Raw genomic sequence first — 22,237 nt, 5'->3', positions numbered from 1 at the left:
CGACACGGCTCGCGGTCCGATTCGGGTACCGCTTTCGTTACCTGCGCAGGTCACCCGCGTCGGGCCCGATGCCGTCAGGGCCGAAATCGCGCAGCCAGGCCGCCAGATGCACGGCCGTGTCCTGCTTGATCCTCAGTTGCCGGCGCAGCAGCCGTACGGAGGCGGGTTTCTCGTTGAGCGTGCGGCTGCGTTGGTCCACTCGCCAGGCCGCCGTGTACAGCTGCTCCGGATATCCGTCCCGGGGTGCCCCGGACGCGTCGGGTACCTCGTCGGGCGTCTGCGGCGCGCTCGCGAGCGCGTCTTCCTGCGGGTCGGCTTCCCGCGCGGGCGTCGGGAAGCCGGGGTCCACGGTGGCCGGGTACGAGGGGAACGGCGGCGGTGCCTGCGGTATCGCGGCACGGTGGGCGATCAGGGAGTTGATGCGGCGTCGATAGGCGGCGACGGCCTCGGCGAGGATCATCACCAGGATCGGCGGGATGGAATGCAGGATGATCCCCGCGACGTCCGGATCCCGCGGGACGCCCACGTGCCCGTCGGGCCACCACGACGTCCACGTGTTCATCGTGAGGGTGCTGACGCCGGTGTACCAGCGCAGCACCGCTCCCCACGCCGGGGGCCGGGCGCGGTGGACGGCCAACTTGGCGTCGGTGAGCAGCCCGGCCGCCAGGCCGAGGGCGACCATCGGGTCCAGGAGCCAGGCGATCGGGGTCGGCACGCCGTGCGCGACCGCGAAGCGGGTCACGTTCACCGCGGTGAACACCAGTGCCAGGACCGCGACCGTGACCAGGGCCGCCGTCAGTTGACGCATCAGGGCGCGGAGTTCCGCGATCTCGGCGGCGATGTCCCATCCGGGGAGGAGCGGCTGGGTGACGGTCACCTTCGGCTCGCGGTCGGTCGGGTGGCGCCGATGTAGTCGTTGCCGGGATAGCGGATGGGCCCCACGCGTACCGCGACGCCCGGGCGTGGTGCCTCGATCATCGTGTCCGGACCGATGGCCAGTCCGACGTGGTGCACGTTGCTGGGAGTGCCGTAGAAGACGAGGTCACCGGGCAGGATCGGGGCTCCGGCGGGCAGACGCGGCATGGAGTAGTACTGGTCCTGGGCGACGCGTTCGAGCTTGATGCCGGCGCTGGCGTAGGCGGCCTTGGTCAGTCCGGAGCAGTCGTAGCCGCCCTCGGCCGGGCCGTCGCCACCCCACACGTAGGGGGTGCCGATGGTGGTTCGGGCGAAGGCTATGGCCTTCGAGGCTGCTTCGGTGGGCCCTCCGATGCTCGGGGTCGCGGGTTCGACGGCGGTGTACGCGTCCGCCTGTTCCAGGACTTGGTTCACGTACCACGTCGCGTGGTTGTACGCGAAGATCGCCTTCCTCAGGTCGCGGCCGTCGCGGGCCCCCTCGGCGCAGAGCATGCGCGCGGCCGCCGGGATGGCGTCTGCGGGGTCGTACACGTTCGGTGTGCCACCGGGTTTGGTGCCGGGCGGGTTGTAGGTGTTCCACGTGGCGGAGATGAACTGCATCGGGCCCATCGCGCCGGACCCGTTCGCGCCGGATTTCACGCCGGGCAGAGGGCTGCGACCGTGGTCGGTCTCGACCTTGCCGATCGCGGCGAGCACGGTCCAGGACAGGCCGGGGCAGGTCGCGGCGGCCTGCTTGTACAGCGCCATGTACTCGGGTGGGATGTCGGCCTTCGCGCGCTCGCTCGCGTCCGCCAGGCTCGAGGCCGCGTTGACGGTGCCGGAGGCCGCGCTGCCGACCGCCTGCACAACACCCATGATCAGTCCCCCGGTGATCACGACCAGCGCGAGGAACGCCGCGGCGCAGCCGGCGCCGATCTTTCCGAGGATGCCCATCTCGTCATCGCGCCTCTCTGTGGGGAGTCGGGCCCGCGGCCGGGCCGACCGCGGATGGGGGAAGTGGTGGTGTCGGCGGCCAGGGCAACGCGCCGTGGGTCTGGGGATCGGTGGCGTCGGGGGTCCACGTGCCGGGGGCGACGGGTGCGGGGCCCGCTTGGGGAAACGCCTGACGCAGCCCGAGCAAGGTGGTGCGTTCCGCGCGCGTACCGATCGGCAGCCAGACGTCGGCAAGGGGTGAATCGGCTGCGTGGGCGGTGGCGTTCGTGGTGGCCACGGGCACGCCCAGGGACGTGGAGGTGGGGCCCAGCAGGGCGCGCAGGGTCTTTTCACGTCCGGGGGTGGAGGCGTGGACGAGGACGAGGGTGGAGGTGGGCGGGTGGGTGGAGGCGGCGAGGTCCGCGTATCCGGTGAGCTTTGCGTCGACGCGTTCGGGACGCATGCTGCCGGTGTCGTGCTCGAGAAAGAACGCGACGGTGCGGCGGCGGCCGCCGTCGGTGGGCGTGTGGGTGATGTGGGCGTAGGCGTCGGGGTGGATGTGGTCCGCCCAGAGCGCTTTGCAGACGTGTTCGCCGGCCCACAGCGTCATGCGGTTCTCGGGTCGGTGGTGGTCGGCGGCGAGGCGGACCATGAAGTCGTTCCGGCCGACGTCGTGGGCCAGCCACGGGGAGTGGGCGATGCGGGAGGTGGCGTCGGGCCGCCAGCCCAACGCGCGGACGTCGACGGCGCGTTCGGCAGCCAGGATCGCGGCTCCGGCGGGGCCCAGGGTGTAGTGGTACGGGGAGCTGCCGGTGGTGAGGAAGGGCCGGAACGCGTCGAGGATGCCGAGGGAGTGGAGCGTGGACAAGCGTCTTGTGGTCGCACGGCGGGCGCGGCCGGTCAAGGCGATGATCTGGTTCGTGGTCAGCACGTCGTGGTCGTGCAGAAGGCGGATGAGCCAGCGGTCGCGTGCGGTCAACCGGTGGGTCAGAGCCGCGACGTCCGCGTTGCGGGGGGTCATGTGCGGGCGGGGCCGCCGTAGGGCGGTTCGGACGCCGTGGTGGGTGGGCATGTCGGGCACCTCCGGGCGGGTTCGTGGGTCGCGTCAAGGCCGGTGCGGGCCGCCCGGGGGCTTTCCGCCGACACGGGCGTGGGCCGCGGCGCGCAGCACGTCGGCCCGTCCGGGGATCGCCGGGCGCAGCGGGGTGGTGTTGAGGGTGAAGGCCGGGGCGGGTGCTCCGGCGACCAGGATTCGCGCGGCGACCTGGTAGGCGCCGAGGTTGGCCAGGTCGTGGGCGACCAGGAGCGGTTTCGTGTGCTGCTCCAAGGCCTTGGCGTCCTCGGGCGACGCCTGGAAGAACAGCTTGGTGCGAGCGTTCGCGCTGATGCCCTGGCTCAGGTCGTCGGGAAGTTGGGCGAGGTTCTGGTGGGCGAGGGTCATGCCCAGGCGGTAGCCGCGGGCCTCGGCGAGCATCTCCTCGAGGCCGTACGGGAGCGTGAGGAAATTGTGGGCCTCGTCGATGTAGAGGCAGGCGTCGACGCGGTCGTGCTCGGCCTGGCGTGAGCGGCGGGTGGCGCCCTGCCACACCTTGGCGACGACGAACGAGCCGATCAAGCGCATGGTTTCCTCGCCGAGCGCGCCCTTGGGGACGCGGACAAGGCAGATGCCGCCGTCGAGGACGGCGCCGAGTTCGAACGTGCTCGGTCCGCCCGCGACGGTGGCACGCACGAACGGCCGCAGCAGGAACGCCCTCAGCTTGTTCATCAGCGGGGCGATGACGGTGGCGCGCGCGGGGTCGCTCATCTCCGCGTAGCCGCGCCAGAACCCGGCGATGACGGGGTCCTTTACGGTGGGTACCACCCGGGCCCGGTAGGAGGCGTCGCCGAGCAGGGACGGGACGTCGGCGAGGCTGACGACCTTGCCGGTGGCGCGGGAGTGGCGCATCAGGGTCAGGCAGGCGACGCGCATGATGTCGTCGGTGCGCGGGCCCCACGCCGAGGAGAAGATCTTGCGGCAGATCCCCGTGACGTTGTCGACGATGACATCGATGTCGTCGCCTTCGAGGATGTTGAGGCTGGGCGGGGTGTGCGGGTCGTCGGGATCCAGGATCACCACGCGGTGCGCGGCACGTTCGGGCATGCGGTCGAGGACGTCGGTGACGAGGTCCCCCTTGGGGTCGATGACGACGACGCCGCGGCGGGCGTCGACGTCGTCGAGGATCAGGTTGGCCAGGAGGGTGGATTTGCCGGATCCGGTGGCGCCGACCACGTGCAGGTGTTGGCGGCCTTCGCGGACGTGCACGCCCACCGCGCGGGAGCGCCGCGCGTCGGAAACGCCCAGGGGTTTGACGTCGGTACCCGGTCCGGGGGTGGGGATGCGGGCCGGTGGGACGACCGAGCGGGCGCCGGCGCGGGTGAGGCCGGGAGCGTCGGCGTCCAAGGGGAGGTGGGCCAGCGCGGCGAGTTCGGGGACCGACAGCAGGATCCCCCGGCCCTCGAAGCGACGGGGCGCGATCGTGGTGCCCGGGTTGCGCAGTCGGGTGCGGACGAGCCAGTTCTGGCCGGCCAGGATCGAGAACGCCGTCGCCAGCGCGTGTGCCCGGCCCCGCAGTCGGGCTTGCGTCACCTCGTGTTCCTTCTCCGGGGCGTCCTTGGCGGGGGCGGCGTCGGTGGCGGCGTAGCGGATGCTCACCGCCCATTGGGGCCCGGTCAGCTTCGTGACGCTCTGCCGCGTCTCCGCGCCGTGCGCCGGGTCGGCCTTCACCGCGCCTCCCCCGGCCTGACGGTGGGTCAGCACGCCTGCGATGGCGGTGGCGCGGCCGCCGGTGCCGTGGCCGGCCTTGAGGTTTCGGGCAGTCCTGCGGGCGCGGCGGAGCCGGGCGCCGGTGGCGGGCCGGGCAAGGATCTGGACCAGGGCGTGCTGTTCGCCGGTCAGGTCGCTCGCGGCCTGGAGCAGGCCGCGCAGCGGGTCGGCGTCGTGTTTGCTCTGCAAGGGCAGGACCTCGGGGCGGGCCAGGCGCATCGCGCCCGCGGTGACGACGTGCCCGGGGGCGAGCGCCGAGCCGGCGTCCTCGAGTTCGGTGAGGGAGCCGGGCCAGGCGGCCTGGACCGCCTGGCGCACCAGGGTGTAGGGGACGGGGCCGGGCAGCCACAGCCGCACGGTCAACCCGCCCGCGCTCCAGTCGTATTCGAACCCCAGGTGCGGCTGGCCCTCGAGGAGACGACGCCACCACGGCAGCGCCAGACCGGACAACTGGGCCCACAGCGCCGCCCCGCTGCCCGCCTCGACTTTCGGAGGCGCCTGGATGGTGACGCAGCGCGCCCCCAGCGCCCAGTGCTCGAGCCGGCGCCGGCGCAGCCGGGTTCGGCCGGTGGTCGCCGCCACGGTGAGGATCACCAGGACGGGGAGAGTCACCGGGGCGTAGGTGGTCGCCAGGGCCGCGCCCGTGTGGGCCAGGGCGGCCCAGGCGGCGGAAGGGTCGGTCAGGAAGCGGCCCAGCGGACTGTCCGCGGCGCCGGCGGCGATCGTGTCCACCGCGCTCATCGGGGGATCCCCTCGCGTGGGGTTTCGGCGTAGACCGGTTCCTCGTCGTCGTAGGGGTCCGGGCCTTCGTCCGCCTCTCCTTCGTCGTAGGCGTCTGGTTCGCCGTAGGGGTCCAGGAGGTCGTCGACGTCTTCGTCGTCGTCGGGGTCGAGGCCCTCTTGGTCGTCGTACTCGTTCGCCTCGAGGTCGTAGTCGGCGTAGGTGCGGTCGGCGATCTCTGCCGGGTCGGTGGTGATCAGGGCGTGTTCGGCGTCCGAGGCCAGCGCGGCGAACGACACACGGTTCGCCCCGGCGAGCAGGAGGCCTTCGCCGCGTTCGGCGGAGAGCAGGAAGTCCCGCTCGCCGCCGGAGAGGTCGAACGCGTCGGCGATGACCTCGGCGGCCTGTGGGGCCTGGCGCAGGAGGATCTGGGTGGTGGCGTTGGAGACGACCGCGCGGCCCAGTTCGGTGCCCAGGACGTCCTCGGCGTCCTGCGAGACCACCGCGAGGCCGGCCCAGTATTTGCGGGCGGCCTTGGCCATGCGGAACAGGAACTTCCCGCCCTCGCCGTCGCGCATCAGCAGCCACGCCTCGTCGACGACGACCAGGCGCCGGCGTCGGTCGTCCGGATCGGTGACCCGGCGCCACAACGCGTCCAGCGTCAGGAGCATGCCGATCGATTTGAGTTCCTCGGGCAGCGACCGCAGGTTGAACACGACCAGGTGCCCGTCGGGGCGGGTGGTGGTGGGGCCGTCGAACAGGCCGCGGTGGGTGCCGGTGGTGTACGGGGACAGGCGCGCGGCCAAGTCGAAGCCGACCTCGTCCCCCTCGCCCAACACGGTCTGCAGGTCGAACAGTTGCGGCGCGGGCCGGGACCAAGTGCGCGGGTCGGAGGTGATGCCCGCGTTGCGGTAGGTCGCCAGGATCGCGTTGTCCAATACCGCGCGCTCCGTCGGTGACGGCGCGCCCCCGAACAAGACGGCAAGCAGCGTGTGGATGAACAGGGCCCGGCGGGTCAGCACGTCGCCGGTCGGCGCAGGGGTACCCCTGCGCCGGGAGCGCGGCAGGACGGGCAGGTCGAACGGGTTCAGGCGGACGCCCTCCGCGCCCGGTTCGATCACCGTGCCGCCGACGGCCTCGGCAAGGCGAACGTACTCGCCCTCGGGATCGATCACCGCGGCCTCGACGCCGTCGTACATGCTGCGCAGCAGTTCGAGCTTGGTGAGGTAGGACTTGCCGCCGCCGGAGCGGCCCAGGGTCACGGAGTTGTGGTTGTCCTGGGCCCAGCGGTCCCACATCACCAGGCCGCTGGACATGGTGTTGACGCCGTAGAGCACGCCGGAGGTGGGGGCGGCGGCCTCGGCCGGGTCGAGCGTGGGCAGGTCGGGCGACGCGAACGGGAACGCCGCCGAGAGGGCGGCGGTGTCCATGGTGCGGCGCACCCCGAGCAGGTCGACGCCCAACGGCAGGGTGGAGATCCAGCCCTGCAGCGCGCGGAACGTCGTGGGGACGGTACGCAACAGCAGGGACTCGGCGATCGCGCGGACCGCGCCCAACTCGTCGCCCAGGGTGGGTTCGTCGTCGGCGTGCACCGTCAAGTAGAGCGCGACCCGGAAGAGTTTGCCCTCGCCGCGGGCGACGCGGTAGGCGAGGTCGGCGGCGTCGGCCGCGGCGGCCTCGGTCTCCGGGTCGTCCAGGCGTCCCTTGTCGGCGTCCTGGCGGCGGGTCGATTCCAGGCGGGCGCGCTGCTTGCGCAGGCGTTGGGTGGCGACGTGGCTGGGGACGGGTTCGATGTGCATCGCCACGTCCAGACGCCCCGGGTAGGCCAAGAGGGGTTCCAGCCAGCCGGGGCCGACCTCGGCGGGATAGCCGGTGACCACCAGGGTGGACGACAGGTGCCCGCTCACCCCGAGCACCCGTGGGCGCACCACGATCGCGTCCGGCAGCAGCTCGCGCGGGGTCCAGGCGTCGGCGGCGGACCGGTCGGCGGCCGGTCGGCGGCCGCGTCGAATCGTCGGGAAACGGATCGGCAGTTTCACAGGCTCTCCCCGTGGGTGTCGTGGTGGTCGCGCCTGTGGTTGCGTGTCGTGGGTTCCCACAGGTGCCGGGCGACGTGCTCGTTGCCGGTGGGCACGCGTGGCCGTGACGGTGTGCTCCAGCCCGCGCGCGGGGGGCGGGTGGCGACGACGCGCCAGCCGGCGCCGCGCAGGCTCGCGCCGCTCTCGTCGGTGCGGGTGTACGTGATCAGTCGGCGATATCCGAGTGCGCTCGCGGCCCGCCATGCGGCGCCATAGAGCATCGAGCAGGCGTTGCGGGCTCCGTCGGTCGCGACTCTCGTGATTTCGAGCGTGAAGTCGTCGTTGTAGTGCCGGGCCACGGGCCGGCCGACGATCGCGACGCCGCGGAGCGTGCCGCCCTCGTCGGCGACCCCGACGGCGAACTTGTAGCCGGGCGGCGGCCGATGGTGGCGGTGCAGCTCGGCAACGAGGGCTTTGGCCTGGGCCCAGCACACGGGGGTCAACGTCAGGCTCATCGATCCGTCCGGCCGTTCGTCTGCCGCCGGCGGCGTGTGGGCACCGGGCCCGCGTCGAGGTCCTCGGTGGGGTCGAAGGTGATCGGTGGTTCGGTGTACGTGTGCGTGCCGACGACGGTGCCGGAGGGGGTGTGCAGTCCGGCGGTCGACTCGTAGCCGGGGTCCGCTGCGGAGGCGATCACCTCGCGGGCGCGGGGCCCGCTCAGGCCGGTGACGGCGACCCCGGCCGCGCCCAGGGCACGAGCGGCCTCCATCACGCGTTGATCGGCCCGGCCGTTGGGTCGACCCGGTTCGCGTTGGACGAGGAGGACCTGGCGCACCAGGAGGTCTCGGTCGGCGGCCAGGTCCTCGACGAAGTCGGCGTGGGCCAGGGCGGATTCCTCCAGTGCCGGGTGTGGCAGGCCCGGTGCGCGTTCGCGCATCCCGTACAGGTAGGGCTCCATGTCCATTCGTTCGGCGCGCACGACGATCTGGGTGGGGCCGGTGAGGGCATTCAGGAACCGTCCGAATCCGCCCAGGAGGGACTGCTGTTCGGCGCCTGTGCGCAGGGCGAGGTTGACGGTGGAGCAGGCGGCGATCAGCGCGTGGCCGTCGTCGCCGAGGTCGACGACACCGGTGTCGGCGACGTCGCGGACCGGCATGCGCAGCGGCGCGGGTTGCGGGGCGGCCTGTTTCGCCCAGTCGGGTTGCAGCCAGTCCGGGAGGGCGTCGTCGCGTGGGTCGTCGGGGTCGCGGGGCGGGGCCAGGCGCTTGGGCGCACGGAGGTGGCGCAGGCCGGCGCGGAGCCATTTGTCCAGGCTCACTCCGTCGCGTTGGCCCAGGACGACCACGATCAACAGCAGTGCGGTGGGCGCGGTCAGCGCGATGTAGACCAGCGGTGCGAGCCAGGCGCGGGTGAGGTGGTAGCCGCCCCAAAGTAGGGCTGTCGCGGCGGCGAAGATGACGATCTGTCGGGCCGTCAGTGGCCCGAGGAGTTTGTCCTCTCGCTCGATGTCGGAGGGGATGCGGACGGTCTCGTACTCGTCGTCGTCCGGTGCGGTGCGCATCACGGGTCGGCTCCCGGTGGGTGGTTGTCACGGATTGGGGTCCTCGAGCGGCAGTCGGGTGGCAGGCGACGAACGACGGGGCGGCGGCGACGTGCCGTGGACCAGTGGTCCCGGAGGGCCGGCCGGGCCCCAGCCCCCGACGGGCTCTTCGACGAGGTAGTCGATGCCGGGCCTGGGGCCGCGGGGGGCTTGGGGAGCCGGGGTGCGGCTGGGAGGCGGGGGCGTGCGCGGCGATGGGGTGCGGTGGGGAGTCGGGGATACCGGGTCGGTTCGGGGACGTGGTGGTGGTGTGCGCTTGACGGGACGTGCGCGGGGCGTGGCCGGGGTGTTCGCGGCGGGGTTGGTGCCGCCGGTGCGCGGTGTGCCCGGAGGGGGTGTGTTCGGCCGGGGAGGCCGACCGCTCGTGGGCGGGGTGCTCGGGCGTGGGGGCCGGGCTCCGGTCGGCAATGTGGAGGGTCGGGGCGGAGTGCGTCGGCCGGTGGACGGCTGTCCGGGCACGGCCCCGCCGGGAGGCGTCGGGGCGGAGGGATTTCGGCCGGGGCGACGTGCGGGGTTGCCCGGGCGGGCGGGTGGCCGGTGCCGGGCGCCCGGGGGCCGGGGTTGGCCTGTCGCGTGCCGGGGTTGCCGCCGGGGGCCGGCTGTTGACCGTGTTGGCCTTGGCCCTGGACTCCCCAGGGCCAGTACGGGGATGGGCCCTGCGCGGCAGGGCCGCCGCGGTTCGGCGGATTGCCGGGGCCTGGTTGCCCGCCGCCGCCTCGACCGCCGCCCGGGCGGCCCCCTCGGCCGCCGGGGCGTGGGCCGGGTCCGCGGCCGGGGCGCCTGCGGGGCCCGCCTCCGCCGGGGCCGTTGCCTCCCCCGCCGCCGCCCCGGGCCAGGCGCCGACCCAACCGGCCGCCCAGTCGGCTGCCCAACCGGCCGCGGCCGCGGCTGAGGGAGGGCGCGAGTTTGCCCAGGACGTACGCGGAGGCAACGGTCTTGATGACGCGTCCGATCAGTCCCGAGCCCGGGCGCGGGCCCGTGATCGGGGTCCCCGAGAACACGGTCTTCCCGACCCAGCCGGGGATCTTCAGGAGGATCCAGAACAGGGCGATCCCGGTGAGCATGGCGCTCAGGCCGTCCGCAGTGGGCACCCCGAACACGGTGTTGCCTTTGGCGTACATCGCGCGCAATCCGACGATCAACGTGACGGATTGGGCGAACTGCATGATCAGGGTGCCGATGAACGCTCTCCACCACACGCGCGCCATGCCCTCGGTGAACGGCGTCGCGTGTCCCGCCAGCGCCAGGGGCGCTACCGCGGCCAGGAGCATCACCAACGCGACCCGGATGACGAACCCCAACAGCAGGCCGACCAGGAGCACCAGCGCGACCAGGGCCATGACGATCAGGTAGAGCGCGGCCGAGGGATTGAACAACGGCGCGATCAACTGCTGGGCCAGGCCCGCGCCGTCGACGCCCTGGCCGAGGATCGCCACCGCGAGGGCGTTGGACAGCGCGATCATCCGGCTCATCACCTCCATGGAGGTGGCGGCCGCGACCAATCCCAGGAACATGCGTGGGGCGAGGTCCTTGGCGGCGTATTTGGTCTGCACCGTCTCGTGTGTCATTACCAGCACGCCGCCGCCGAGGATCAGCAGTCCGTACAGGGACGCCGCCAACGCGAGGTTCTTGGTCCACAGTTCGCCGATGGGGCCGTTGTTGGCGACGTCGGGCGTGTGCAGCAGGGTCTTGCCCAGCAGGGTCAGGAGTGGTTGCGCGGCCTGTCCGACCAGACCGCCGAGCAGGCCGCCGATCGCGTCCCACAGCATCTTGGGGACGTTGAGGGGGTTCCCGCCGACACCGCCCCAGTCGCGGGGATCCCACCACTGCGCGGGCGTGAGCGGATCGATGCCCGGCGGCCCGCCGGGCGGTGTTCCGGTGCCGGGCGCGTTCGACGGCGCGGGCGTGGCCCCGGGTGTCGAGGGAGCCGAGGAGCTCGAGGGCACGCCCGGAGGGGTGCCGGTCGGGGTCGAGGGTGGTGGAGTCGTCGAGGGTGCCGCGGGGGTCGTGGGCGGCGGGGTGGGGATCGGCTCTCGGGGCGGGGCCGCGACGGCCGGTCGTGTCGACGTCGGTGCGGCGGACGCGGGGTTCGCCGCGGCCAGGAGGGCCGCGCCCACGACGAGGAGCATCGCGGCGAGGGTCAGGAGCCCGGCCCAGCGGAGGGGCCCGGCACGTCCTGCGGCTCCCGGCCGCGCGAGCGTGCGCTGTCCGCCGGCGGTCATCGCGCGAGGACGGGGAGCGGGAGGCCCATCGCGACCGGGTTGCCGGGCGCGGGCGTGGAGGCGGGTTGCGGTGCCTCGGGACCGGTGGTGGGCCCGGGGCCGCCGACGATCGACTGCAGGATGGCGAGGATCACGGGTGCCAGGACCGCCAGGCAGAAACCGATGGCGGCGGCTTTGAACGCGCCCTTGGCCTTCTCGACCTCACCGGGATCGCCACCGGCCATCAGGTACCGCACACCGCCGACGGTCAGGAACAGGATGGCGAGGGCGGTGAGAATGCCCATGAGCCAGTTGCGCGTGTTGTTGATGACCGTCGGAATGTTGTTCGCCGCGAACGCCGACTCCGGCCCGAACAGCACCAACAACGCGGCGATGAACAGCAGGACCGCCGCGAACTCGCGGGTGGCGAAGGGGTGCCAGAAGGAAGGCCTGCGGTGGCGCCCCGGCTCACGCCGGCGGGCCACACGCGCGACGGGCGACAGTAGGCCGGACGGCAGCGCAACAACACGAAAGGACGGGCGGTTCATTGTTTCCTCCGGAAGGATTCGGCCCGGGCCCCGTATGTAGGCGCGCAGGCGGGTCGTACGGAGGGGGTGCTCGATGAGGCACGGACCGTTGCCCCCGTGGTTTCGAGGACTGCGGGTCGGACGCGCGAATGCGGTTGCTCACGGCGACCACGCCACCGATGCGACAACCTCCTGGTGTTGATGGAGTCGTCGCGGTCCCCCAGGGACACAGGTGACGCGGATTCAGATGAGGTCCGCCCGGATCGCCTGCGCCAGGCGCTGCTCCGCGGCGGAACGCCGCCGGTAGGCGGCGCGGATCCGGGACTGGGGACCGTCGACGATCCTGGGGACGGGGATCTTGTCGATGCGGCTGGTGGCGATGAGTTCGGCGTCGGCGTCGTTGATCACGCGCGCGGCGATCGCCCGCTCCAGAAGGCCGGTGTCCCACGACGTGGGGGTGGAGGCTTCCTCGATACGGGCGAGGGTCGCGGGGTCGACCGGGACGATGTTGCGCCGGTGTTGCTTGGCCTGGCGCAGGAGGTGGTAGGCGGCGAGGTCGGCGGCGCGGCGCATGCAGTGGAACGCGGCGGGGTCGCTCGGGTCGACCAGCCGCAGTTCCCGGACGAATCCCCAGAGCATCTCCTGCTCGAGGTCGGCGAGTTCGACCAGACCGCCCCAGCGGCGGCGCGCCTTCACCCGGCGCAGGCTCGGCACCGCGAGGGCGGCGGCTGCCACCAGCCACGCGTGGCCGCGGGGGGCCTGGGCGCGGCGCAGGATCTCCGGCCACACCCGGTGGGCCAGCTGGGAGTTCGGGCCGGCGGCGCGCAGTGCGGCGCGGACGTGGTCCAGGGGGATGCTGCGCGAGCGTTCGGTGGTGGGGATGGCGGGGTGGACGAGGCGGGACGGCAGTGCCAGCGGGCGTGGCCCGCGGCACAGTTCGCGGAACGTGCGCTCGAGGAGTTGGAACGGGGAAGGCGTCCGGGCCGGGTGGCCGGACAGCACACGGGTGGCGATGGCGGAGAACGGCTGCACGGGAATCTCCCCACGAGTCGGCTGCGATGCCGACATTCGTTCAGGAGGCCGTGCAACCTTCGTGCCACCTGCGTGCCGCCTTCGTGCACCCTCGGCGCATATCGGGCGGGTGCACGCGGGGTGCATGGGCATCGTCTCTGCGCGTGCCTCCGAGTCCGGGCTACCGGCACGTCGCGGTTGCGCCGGGCGGCCCCTCGTGGGCCCGGTATGCACGGCCCGGCGTAGCGGCGGACCGCGAGGGTGGAGTGAAGACCTGGTGGCACGGGGCGTGTCGAAGGTGCATCGAAGGTGCATACACGCGGGTCGACCTGCGCCTCACCCGAGGTGGGGTGGGGTTCGCCGTGTCGGGAGCACGTCCGGGCGGGAATCGGCCTTAGATCGCTGGAGCGTCGGGGTCGTCGAACTCGTGCGTCCATGTGGGGCGTTGGGTCAGCCGACGCAGCAGCTTCGACGCGGCGGTCGCATCACCCAGGGCCCGGTGATCGCCCCCAAGGGCGAGCCACGACGTGGTGCCCATCCAGACCGTGCGGCGCTTCATCAGACATCCCCAGGACTCCGGCCACCGCAGGTGCCCGGGATTCAGGCCCGAGGCCCTGCTGTGTTGTCCGATCATCCGACGATCGAATTCTTCGTTGTACGCCAACGTCGTACGTGTTTGCGCGAGTTCCAGCAGGCGTGGCAGGACCCGGTCCCAGGTGGGGGCGCCGGCCACCATGGCGTCCGTGATGCCGTGCACGCGGGACGCGGCGCGGGGAATCGGGGTCTGGGGGTCCACGAGGGTGTTCAGCAACGGGGCGCCGGAGGAGGCGTCCAGCACGGCGATCTCCACGATGCGGGCAGAGGAGTGCAGTCCCGTGGTCTCGGTATCGACCACGATGGCGCGACCGGGCCGGAGCATCTCCTGTGCCCAGTGCATCGTTTGTCCGATGGGGCCCAGGACGACCAGGCGGTGGGCGAGGACCGCGCGCACCAGCCGCTCCGACAGCAACGTGATCACGTCGGCCCGGTGCGGGCCGTGCTCGGTGGGCGTCCAGTCGACGGTCCAGCAGTCGGCCTTGTGGCTGTGGCGCGCCCAGGCGTCGACACCGTCCGCGCGCAATCGGGTCACCAGGGCGCGGACCATGTTCGTCCGCTCCCCCACGGGGCCGGCCAGGGTTCGCCAGGGTGAGGGGCTGCTGCGGGCGAGGCCCCTGACCGAGTGCCAGTTCAGGTCGGTCATCGCCGCGACGCGGTCCAGGTCCTCGACGGCGAACGCCGGGGTGCCGCCATCGCGTTCGTTCGTCGCACTCAGCAGCCCGGCCTCGACCAGACAATCGAGGTCGCGTGAACGGACCTTGAGGTATCCGGCGGCGAGTTTCGGACCGAGCGTACGTGAGGCGGAGCCGGGTCCGGCGATCAGGCCGGCGCGGGCGTTCTCGGTGTCTCGTGCGATGGCGGAGTCGCCGAGGGTTCGGCCGCTTTCGGGTTCCGGGGTCCGGATGGCGGAGCGTGCCCTGGGTACCCCGGACCGGCTCGCCTCGGACGAGGTGGTTGTCCGCGTCGTCTCGTTGTCGTGCACGTCGCCTCCACGGGTATGCGAACGAGGCTGCCAGCGGCCACCGACACGCACCCCGCTCCGCGGGCGTCACCCCGCCACGATGGCCAACGTGCACCACCGGCCACCGACACGGACCACTTTCCCGAAATCCATGTCGGGACCGCCGTGTCGGGTGCTCGCGGAGCGACCCGACACGTCCTCACGAACCCACTCTGACCCGCCATCGTTCAGGTTGGCGTCTGGCGTATTGCGCCGCGTCACACCTTCGAATCGACCGTCGCCCATCACGCCACCCGACGTGGCGAGGCTTCGGATCGTGCGGTATCCGGTTGAGGTGTCGTCACGCACCCGCCGTCTTCGAGTTCAAGGAGTTCCTCGCTGGTCGGTCTGCGTGGATGCAGACGACGCCCTGAAGCTCACTGCCGCGCTTCGGTAGGGGGATGCATACATGCAGGTCATCTCCCCTGTATGCCACCTCCGTGCCACCTTCGTGCCACCTCCGTGCACCCTCGGAATCGAGGCGACGGGCGATAGAGCGGATCGACCCGCACCGCGTGGACCGCGACACGGGCCTGTCCGGCGGTGCGTTCGCGCTGCGCGGAACGAGCCTTGCGGCGGGCGCGGCTTACGAGATGCGGACCGGCGCCCTGGTGGTCGCGTGCGACCGGTTCCCTGACCGCTACCGAGTCCGGGTGCTGCGCGCCGAGCCCGGCGGCCTGGACGACGTGAAGGAGTGGGAGTTACGCCACCGGATGGGCAAGCGGGTCGTCGACTACGTGGCTCGCCGGCTGGACCCGGAAGCGCTCGAGAAGCCTCGTCCCCTGGAGTCGCTGCCGAACATGCGGGACGGCAGGTGCGGCCGATGCCGCACTGCGGTTCCCGCCCGCAAGGGCGTGGTGGCGCGGGTGACGGTGCGCTCCGGAGCGGAGACAACCCGAACGTCGTGGCCCCGCCCGAAATGAAACTCCTCACCACATCGATCACCGCCGACGGCTACACCCAACCCGTGGTGGTCTGGCCCATCGACGAAGACGGCATTGAGCGACAAGACGACAGCTGGCCACCGCAGCGCGCACCTCAACCCACGCCCATGTCGCCCGGGCGCGACATGACGAGCCGGGTCTGTGCCCGAGTGCGTCGGCACCTCGAACACGTGGCGGCTCCGCGACGACGGCGCCGCCGAACGCGCCACCCCACACCGCCGGTCGGGTCGACGCCTCTCCGCCTCCGACGCCTCGACGGCACCCATCACAAACCGCGATCACACCGCCGACGAGGTTGCATACATGCAGCTCAAGGCCCCTGTATGCAACCTCCGCGCACCCCCCGCGCACCCGATGGGACAGCCTCGACACGCGGCGCGAACCCGTCATGTCACGCCGGCTACCGCTCGCCCCATCCCGCATCGCACCCCCGAATAGGCCTCCACCCGAACTGGCAAGGCGGGTCGTCCAACCCGCCCACACCGGACGCGGATTCGGCATTGCCGGAGCCTTCCGTCACGCCGTGATGCGGACACGCCGCAGGCACCGCCGACACGACGAGACTCCGGCACCGACCCCGACAACGGCCGCCGGTCCACGGCATCCAACGCCGCCACGCGCAGCCCGGCCAACCACGCGCGGAGAACCCGCGTGTCGCAAACACCGCACTACGGCTCCATTACCGATGTGAGCACCCGACAGGCCAGACCGTCCCACCGAACCGTTCTTCACCCGCCCCGGTATCCCGTCCCACACCCCGGCCGCGGCGACATCGCCGAGGAGAAACCTGCCCCTTGGCGGATCGGGAGCCTGTGCTCGGGCATCGGCGCTCTCGACCTGGCCGTCGCGGACGCCCTCGACGCGACCGTCGCGTGGCACTGCCAGTACGACACCACCGACCGCGGACAACACGCGGCCCGAGTCCTCGCACGGCACTGGCCGGACATCCCGAACCACGCCGACATCCGCACCGTCGACTGGGCCCGCGTCGAAGCGGTCGACGTGGTCACCGCGGGCTTCCCGTGTCAGAGCGTGTCCGCCGCCGGCCCGCGAACCGGCCTCGCCGCCGGCGCCGCCTCCGGCCTGTGGATCCACGTGGCCCGTGCGCTCCACACTCTCCGACCCCGGCTCCGAATGGTGGTGATCGAAAACGTCCCCGGACTCCGCTGGACACACACCGACGATCCGATGGGACCCCGCCCGGCACGTGTGGGAAACACCGATCGGGCTTCCACACCACGGGCGTTGGGTGCCGTACTCGGCGACCTGGCCGACCTCGGGCTCGATGCGGAGTGGACAAGCCTGGCCGCGTCCGCAGTCGGCGCGCCCCACCGCCGCGACCGGGTGTTCATCCTCGCCTGGCCCCGCGACCGACCACCCGACGCACCACACCCTCCCTGGCGAACCACGGCCGGAACGAGCGTTGTTGCCCACCCCGACCGCCTCCCCCTACGGACGTAACCGGTCCCGCTCCCCCGGCGCACGGAACCGACCCTCGCTACCCGCGCTCGCCCGCGCACACCCCGACCTCGCGGACCCCGACGGCCCGTACGGCGACGCGATGCTCCTGTGGGGCGCCGTCCTTGGCCGGCCCGCACCCCCGGCAACGGACCGAGACGACCGCCTGGACCCGGCCTTCGTCGAATGGCTGATGGGACTGCCCCCGGGCTGGGTCGACGGCCTGCCCCGCCGGGCCCGGCTGCGCGCGCTCGGCAACAGCGTCGTCCCCCGCCAAGCCACCACCGCCCTGCGGCTCCTACTCACCCGCGCCCGAACGCGCCCCGCCCACAGCCGGCCCGACCACGCGGACCGCGAACACACGCCCCACGCACGATCACCCCGACCGCCGACGGATCGGAACACCACATGAGCACAGGCCGACCCCGACTGCTGACGCAGAACTCACGCATGCGCGCCCAGGGCCACTGGAACTGGACGCTCCCCGCCTGGGCCGGCCGCCTCCCGGACGGCCGCACCTACAACACCTGCCCGTCCGCGGGCGTGTGCGCGCAACTGTGCTACGCCCGCGCCGGGATGTATCGGGTGCCCGCCGTCCTGGCCGCCCACGAACGGAACCTCGCGTTCGTCCTGGACGATCCCGGCGGATTCGAGACGGCCATGACCCGCGAGCTCGCGCTCCCCCGCTTCGTGGACGCGCACGTCCGCGTGCACGACGCCGGCGACTTTTTCGACAGGCGATACCTGACCATGTGGTTGCGCATCATGCGCGCCACCCCCGACACGCACTTCTACGCGTACACGAAGGAGGTCGAACTTTTCAACGAGCTCGTCGTGCCGGACGCCCCGCCGAACTTCGACTGGGTGTTCTCCAAGGGCGGCGTCCACGACGAAATGATCACGAAGAACACCCCGCACGCCGACGTCTTCCCGGACGAACAGGCCCTGCACGAGGCCGGATACACGCCGCTGGACGGCTCGGACCTGGTCGCGGTTTCCGGGGTGGTCCACGTCGGGCTCGAAGCCTCCCGCATCCCCCACCTGCGGAAGCTCCAGGGCCGGGAGTCGTTCGGGTCGTTGCAGCGCGCGGCCCAAGACCGCGCCCACCGACGCCGCGCCCGCACGCAAAGCGCGATGCGGGAGACCCCCGGCGGCCCGCGCCCCGGAAAGCGGCCGGACGATGCGTGACACCGCGACCCCCCGCCACGATCCGCAGCGGCGGCTGCGGATCGGCAGCCTGTGCACCGGGTTCGGCGGGCTCGACCACGCCGTCGTCGACGTCGTCGGCGGCGACGTGGCCTGGGTCGCCGACAACGACGCCGACGTTCGCCGCCTGCTGGCGCACCATCACGCGAACGTGCCCAACCTCGGCGACATCCGCGCCGTCGACTGGGACCACGTCGCCGCGACACACCCCGTCGACGTCGTGGTCGCGGGCTTCCCGTGCCAGTCGATCTCCCTCATCGGGCCCGGAGGAGGCATCGCCGATGGAACCCGCAGCGGACTCTGGTTCACCGTCATGGACGCCGTTCGCCGACTGGGACCCGAACTCCTTGTCGTGGAGAACGTTGCCGCTCTCCGCAGGCGCGGCCTCGATATCGTCCTCGGGGACCTGGCCCGCGCACGGTATGACACGCAATGGACGAGCGTCCGCGCCGACGAGATCGGCGCACCCCACCGCCGCGAACGCGTCTTCCTCGCCGCCTGGCCGACAAGGCCTGCCCACACCCCTGGCCCGCGACGGGAAGGGCCGGGGCAACGTGGCCGGGCTCCCGGCCGTCATCCACAAACTCGCCACCGCGCCGGAATCCACCTCGGCCGCGAACACACCCGCGGCTCACGAATCGCCCGATGCGCGCACCCCACGGCGTCCACTCCTGCCGACACCGATGGCCAGCGAAGGTGCGAAAGGCAGCCCGCGCCAACGCGGCGGCCTGGCCTGCGCGTTGACCCCGTCACTGCCCGCCGCCCCACGCATGCCGCGCCCACGGCAGCGGCCGATCACGACTGGGGACGCTACGAAACCGCCGTCCGCCACTGGGAACACACCCTCGGCCGACCCGCACCCGCGCCCACCCGCCTCGGACCGCGCGGCACCCCGCAACTGACCCCCGAATTCGTCGAATGGTGCATGGGCGTCGACCAGGGCCGGGTCACCGACGTCCCCGACATCACCCGCGTCGCCCAGATCCGCATCCTCGGCAACGGCGTCGTCCACCAACAGGCCCGGCTCGCCCTCCACCGGCTCGCCGACGAGATCGCCCGTTCCGGCGTCCACAACCTCCTGACCCCGGCCGCCTCCGAACCCCCCGTCGACGCGAACACACCCCACCCGCAGCAGTGACCGCGGACACGACGGGACATCACCCCACCTCCGGCTCCCGAAAGGCAGGCACCCACATGGACTTCACGAACAACTACCCCTGGCCCGACAACGACGACGACGCGGACATCGAGTCCGCGTTCCTCGACGACCCGCAGGACACCGTCGACCCCATCGACCAGTTCCTGATCGAGCCGGTCCTGTTCACCCTCGACGAAGCCGCGCGGCTCCTGCGCGTCCGCAAGGGCTGGCTCGACCGCATGGCCCGCACCGGCAAAGCCGAATACACCGAAGTCGACCGCAGCCGCCGCTACTCCCGCGCCAACCTCAACGCCATCGTCCTGGCCCACCTGCGGCCCGCCGACACCCCCTGACCTCGGCACACGGCCACGTCGCACCGGCGCGACACCCACCCGCCCGCCCGATCACAGGAGTTGCGTGACTCAGCCACCCCGGCTCCCGCTCCCCCAGCCCCGCTCCGCCCCGAACACCCCACCCACAACGGGTCCTTCCCAACCGGCGACGGCCCCCGCGGCCCGCGTCCTGAGCCTGGGAGCGGGCCGCCAGTCGAGCACCCTGCTCATGCTCTCCGCCGAAGGCGCCATCCCCAAGTACGACTGGGCGGTCTTCGCCGATACCGGCTGGGAGACGAAACAGGTCTACAAGCATCTCGACGAACTCGAAGCAAAGATCGCGCGCCCGGCGAACATCCCCATCCACCGCGTCAACGTCGGCAACATCCGCCACGACGCCCTGGACCCGAAGCACCGCTTCGCTTCCATGCCCCTGCACGTGCTCAACCGCGACGGCACCGCCGGAATGATCCGCCGGCAATGCACGAGCGAGTACAAGCTGAAACCGATCAAGGCGAACGTCCGACTCAACCTCGGCGCTCCGGTGTCGCCCGAGGGCCGGGTCGGCCGTGTCCCGCGCGGACGCTACGTCCTCCAGTCGATCGGGATCAGCACCGACGAGTTCACCCGCGCCAAACCGTCCGGAGTGCAGTACGCCGTCAACGTGTTCCCGCTCCTCGACCTCGGGATGAGCGCCGAGGACTGCGTCCGGTTCCTGCAAACCCGCGGATGGGGCGCGACGCCCCGAAGCGCATGCGTCGGATGCCCCTTCCACGGCAACGCCACATGGCGTGACATGCGGGACAACCGACCCGACGACTGGGCCGACGCGGTCGCGTTCGATCACGCCATACGCGCAGGCAACGCCCGCGGCAACGAGAACGGCAAGCAACTCCTTGGCCAGGCGTTCCTCCACCGCTCCCTCATGCCCCTGGACGAGGCGCCACTCGACGGGCCCGCCCCACACCGCCCCCGCCGACACCGCGCCACTCCCCCGGCTCCCGAGGTCCCGGAAGAGGAACTGGAGGAGGGCGACCCGGACGGCTGTTCCCCTTGGGGTTGCCGCTCCGGCTCCCCCGTCCAAAGCGTCCAGAGCCTGAACTGACACTGCGCCCGGTGGCGGAGGCAACCCGTCTTCGCCACCGGGCCCGGCTGCGAAACCCTTCGGCACGATGCCCCGGGCCGCCGACCCACCCTGCGGCTCTCCCGACGCATCGCTGCCCCATCGCTCCCCCACCACGCCCGTGGTCGAATCCCGGGCGTGCTCTGCACTGCGCGAGGAGACCGTGGATCACCAGCCCGCACCCATTCACCGGCCCGAGCCACATCGCCTCTCGACCCGCCTCGTCGGACTCCGCGCCCTCAGGAATCGGTGGGCGTTCGACCTTCGCACCGCTGCGCTGTGCCTGACCTACGCGGGAACCATCCCGGCCGCGAACTGGGTGATCCAGCAGCACGGCGCCGTGGAGGTCTGGCCCGGGATCCACGCATCCGCCGGCGTGTACTTCGCCGGACTCGCATTCACGCTGCGCGACCTGGTGCACGAACGCGGGGGCGCAACTGCGGTGTTCGTCGCGCTCGGGTTCGGCACGGTCCTCTCGTTGCTCTTCGCCGATCCCCGCGTCGCGGTGGCTGCGGCTACCTCGTTCGCGGTCTCCGAGGTCGCGGACACGGCGGTCTACGCGGCATTGCGGCACCGTGGCCGCCTCGTTGCCGTCGGTGGGTCCAATCTGGTGGGCACCGTCGTCGACAGCGTCCTGTTCCTGAGCATGGCGTTCGGCGACCTGGCGCTGCTCCCCGGCCAGATGATCGGCAAGGTGTGGGCGACCGCGGCCGCTCTGTGTGTTCTGAGCGGCGGCCGGTATGCGGCCCGCCGTGGAGGTACAGCCGGGTGAGGTTCTACTTGGGCACACATATGCCGCATTGGCTCGACCACCCCCGAATAGCGGTGCCGCTGTTCGTCTCCCATCGCCGGCTGGCCGCTCGCCGCACCCTCCCCCGGGCCCGCGTTCCCTGGGCGCTCGACAGCGGGGCGTTCACGGAGCTCAGTTTGTTCGGCGGCTGGGAAACCACAGCGGCACGCTACGTCGCGGCCGTTCGTCGCTACCACGACGAGATCGGTCTCCTGGACTGGGCGGCCCCGATGGACTGGCCCTGCGAACCGCACATCGTCCACCGCACCGGCCTGAGCGTTCGTCGGCATCAGGAGAACACCGTCGACAACTACCTCGCGCTCCGCGCCGCGGCACCCGAAGTCTCTTTCGTGCCCGTGCTCCAGGGGTGGGATCTCGACGACTATGTGTTGGCGGTGTCCCTGTACGAAAGGGCGGGGGTCGATCTCACGACGCTTCCGCTCGTCGCCGTCGGGTCCGTCTGCCGGCGCCAAGCCACGAGGGAGATCGGCACGATCGTCGAGACGTTGGCAGGTATCGGCATACCTCTGCACGGATTCGGCGTGAAGGCCCGGGGGTTGCGGGCCTACGCTCCGCGACTCGCCTCGGCCGATTCCATGGCATGGTCGTACTCGGGCCGTCACCGGCCCGGTTGCGCTCCCTCACATCGGAGCGAGTCGAACTGCATGACGTACGCCCTGGCGTGGCGTGCACGTCTGCTCTCGACCACTGGGTGAGCGGAATCATGGCTCGGGGCCGGAGGAGGACCGTTCCTGCTCGGCGCCAGGTCGATCCAGGCCAACCGCGCGTCACCGTCCCCTCGATCCCGTGTCCATGGAAAAGGAGGGTCCGCCCGCTCTTTTCCCTCTTCGACTGCCCGTCCGGTGTGCCCAGGGCCTGCATCGGCGCTGCCTGGTGGTGAAGGCTGGTGGGTCTGCGCCGCCAGGTCTGCGGCCCCGATGC

At 71.9% G+C, this 22,237-nt stretch carries 20 protein-coding genes and 1 pseudogene; 10 read left to right on the top strand and 11 right to left on the bottom strand.

Annotated elements, in window-relative coordinates:
* Window positions 1–37: 37 nt before the first annotated feature.
* The 11 genes from OG928_RS48615 to OG928_RS48565 all read right to left on the bottom strand — a co-directional run bounded on the left by OG928_RS48615 (window position 38) and on the right by OG928_RS48565 (window position 14,286).
* Window positions 38–877 (bottom strand): hypothetical protein, encoded by an 840-nt coding sequence (locus OG928_RS48615; protein ID WP_331738722.1) that lies wholly within the window; start codon window positions 875–877, stop codon window positions 38–40.
* On the bottom strand, window positions 874–1,848 hold the full coding sequence (locus OG928_RS48610) for an NlpC/P60 family protein (protein WP_331738720.1): 975 nt from the start codon (window positions 1,846–1,848) through the stop codon (window positions 874–876). Before OG928_RS48610 ends, OG928_RS48615 begins: the two co-directional genes overlap by 4 nt.
* 4 nt (window positions 1,849–1,852) lie before the next feature.
* A complete protein-coding gene (locus OG928_RS48605; RefSeq protein WP_406292287.1) occupies window positions 1,853–2,899 on the bottom strand; it encodes a replication-relaxation family protein in 1,047 nt (348 codons plus the stop codon).
* A gap of 33 nt (window positions 2,900–2,932) precedes the next feature.
* Window positions 2,933–5,371, bottom strand: coding sequence for a type IV secretory system conjugative DNA transfer family protein (locus OG928_RS48600; RefSeq protein ID WP_331738717.1), 2,439 nt, complete (start codon window positions 5,369–5,371; stop codon window positions 2,933–2,935).
* Entirely contained in the window at window positions 5,368–7,389 is a 2,022-nt protein-coding gene (locus tag OG928_RS48595; RefSeq protein WP_406292285.1) for a VirB4 family type IV secretion system protein, read from the bottom strand. The genes OG928_RS48600 and OG928_RS48595 overlap by 4 nt, the downstream gene beginning before the upstream one ends.
* A complete protein-coding gene (locus OG928_RS48590; RefSeq protein WP_331738715.1) occupies window positions 7,386–7,883 on the bottom strand; it encodes an XF1762 family protein in 498 nt (165 codons plus the stop codon). Before OG928_RS48590 ends, OG928_RS48595 begins: the two co-directional genes overlap by 4 nt.
* Window positions 7,880–8,929, bottom strand: a complete 1,050-nt coding sequence (locus OG928_RS48585; RefSeq protein ID WP_331738713.1) for a PrgI family protein — start codon at window positions 8,927–8,929, stop codon at window positions 7,880–7,882. Before OG928_RS48585 ends, OG928_RS48590 begins: the two co-directional genes overlap by 4 nt.
* Window positions 8,929–11,190 carry a hypothetical protein gene (locus tag OG928_RS48580; RefSeq protein WP_331738711.1) on the bottom strand — a complete coding sequence of 754 codons (2,262 nt, stop codon included), beginning with the start codon at window positions 11,188–11,190 and terminating at the stop codon, window positions 8,929–8,931. Before OG928_RS48580 ends, OG928_RS48585 begins: the two co-directional genes overlap by 1 nt.
* Window positions 11,187–11,654 (bottom strand): pilin, encoded by a 468-nt coding sequence (locus OG928_RS48575; RefSeq protein WP_406292283.1) that lies wholly within the window; start codon window positions 11,652–11,654, stop codon window positions 11,187–11,189. Before OG928_RS48575 ends, OG928_RS48580 begins: the two co-directional genes overlap by 4 nt.
* 285 nt (window positions 11,655–11,939) lie before the next feature.
* The gene (locus OG928_RS48570) at window positions 11,940–12,728 is read right to left on the bottom strand and encodes a hypothetical protein (protein ID WP_331738709.1); all 789 of its coding nucleotides are present in this window, start codon (window positions 12,726–12,728) and stop codon (window positions 11,940–11,942) included.
* Window positions 12,729–13,101: 373 nt separating this feature from the next.
* Window positions 13,102–14,286, bottom strand: coding sequence for a 3'-5' exonuclease (locus OG928_RS48565; RefSeq protein ID WP_331738707.1), 1,185 nt, complete (start codon window positions 14,284–14,286; stop codon window positions 13,102–13,104).
* A 533-nt stretch (window positions 14,287–14,819) separates the two neighbouring features.
* Here OG928_RS48565 and OG928_RS48560 point away from each other — a divergent pair.
* The 10 genes and pseudogenes from OG928_RS48560 (at window position 14,820) to OG928_RS48515 (ending at window position 22,011) form a co-directional block, all read left to right on the top strand.
* Window positions 14,820–15,227, top strand: a complete 408-nt coding sequence (locus OG928_RS48560; RefSeq protein WP_331738705.1) for a hypothetical protein — start codon at window positions 14,820–14,822, stop codon at window positions 15,225–15,227.
* Window positions 15,197–15,287, top strand: a pseudogene (locus OG928_RS48555) (chromosome partitioning protein ParB); the annotation flags it as partial. The gene OG928_RS48560 and the pseudogene OG928_RS48555, both read left to right, overlap by 31 nt.
* 648 nt (window positions 15,288–15,935) lie before the next feature.
* The gene (locus OG928_RS48550; protein ID WP_406292281.1) at window positions 15,936–16,709 is read left to right on the top strand and encodes a DNA cytosine methyltransferase; all 774 of its coding nucleotides are present in this window, start codon (window positions 15,936–15,938) and stop codon (window positions 16,707–16,709) included.
* A complete protein-coding gene (locus OG928_RS48545; RefSeq protein ID WP_331738700.1) occupies window positions 16,675–17,118 on the top strand; it encodes a hypothetical protein in 444 nt (147 codons plus the stop codon). Before OG928_RS48550 ends, OG928_RS48545 begins: the two co-directional genes overlap by 35 nt.
* On the top strand, window positions 17,115–17,894 hold the full coding sequence (locus tag OG928_RS48540) for a GP88 family protein (RefSeq protein ID WP_331738698.1): 780 nt from the start codon (window positions 17,115–17,117) through the stop codon (window positions 17,892–17,894). The genes OG928_RS48545 and OG928_RS48540 overlap by 4 nt, the downstream gene beginning before the upstream one ends.
* Window positions 17,887–19,050, top strand: a complete 1,164-nt coding sequence (locus OG928_RS48535; protein WP_331738696.1) for a DNA cytosine methyltransferase — start codon at window positions 17,887–17,889, stop codon at window positions 19,048–19,050. Before OG928_RS48540 ends, OG928_RS48535 begins: the two co-directional genes overlap by 8 nt.
* A gap of 56 nt (window positions 19,051–19,106) precedes the next feature.
* On the top strand, window positions 19,107–19,403 hold the full coding sequence (locus tag OG928_RS48530) for a helix-turn-helix domain-containing protein (RefSeq protein WP_331738694.1): 297 nt from the start codon (window positions 19,107–19,109) through the stop codon (window positions 19,401–19,403).
* 64 nt (window positions 19,404–19,467) lie between these two features.
* On the top strand, window positions 19,468–20,487 hold the full coding sequence (locus OG928_RS48525) for a hypothetical protein (protein WP_331738692.1): 1,020 nt from the start codon (window positions 19,468–19,470) through the stop codon (window positions 20,485–20,487).
* Between the two features lie 181 nt (window positions 20,488–20,668).
* Window positions 20,669–21,277 (top strand): VUT family protein, encoded by a 609-nt coding sequence (locus tag OG928_RS48520; protein WP_406292278.1) that lies wholly within the window; start codon window positions 20,669–20,671, stop codon window positions 21,275–21,277.
* The gene (locus OG928_RS48515; RefSeq protein WP_406292276.1) at window positions 21,274–22,011 is read left to right on the top strand and encodes a hypothetical protein; all 738 of its coding nucleotides are present in this window, start codon (window positions 21,274–21,276) and stop codon (window positions 22,009–22,011) included. The genes OG928_RS48520 and OG928_RS48515 overlap by 4 nt, the downstream gene beginning before the upstream one ends.
* The last annotated feature ends 226 nt before the right edge of the window (window positions 22,012–22,237 follow it).

This window comes from Embleya sp. NBC_00896 (assembly GCF_045207785.1).
Taxonomy (GTDB): Bacteria; Actinomycetota; Actinomycetes; order Streptomycetales; family Streptomycetaceae; genus Embleya.
Note: the sequence above shows the minus strand (reverse complement) of the source record. Positions and strands in the feature narration are given on the sequence as shown.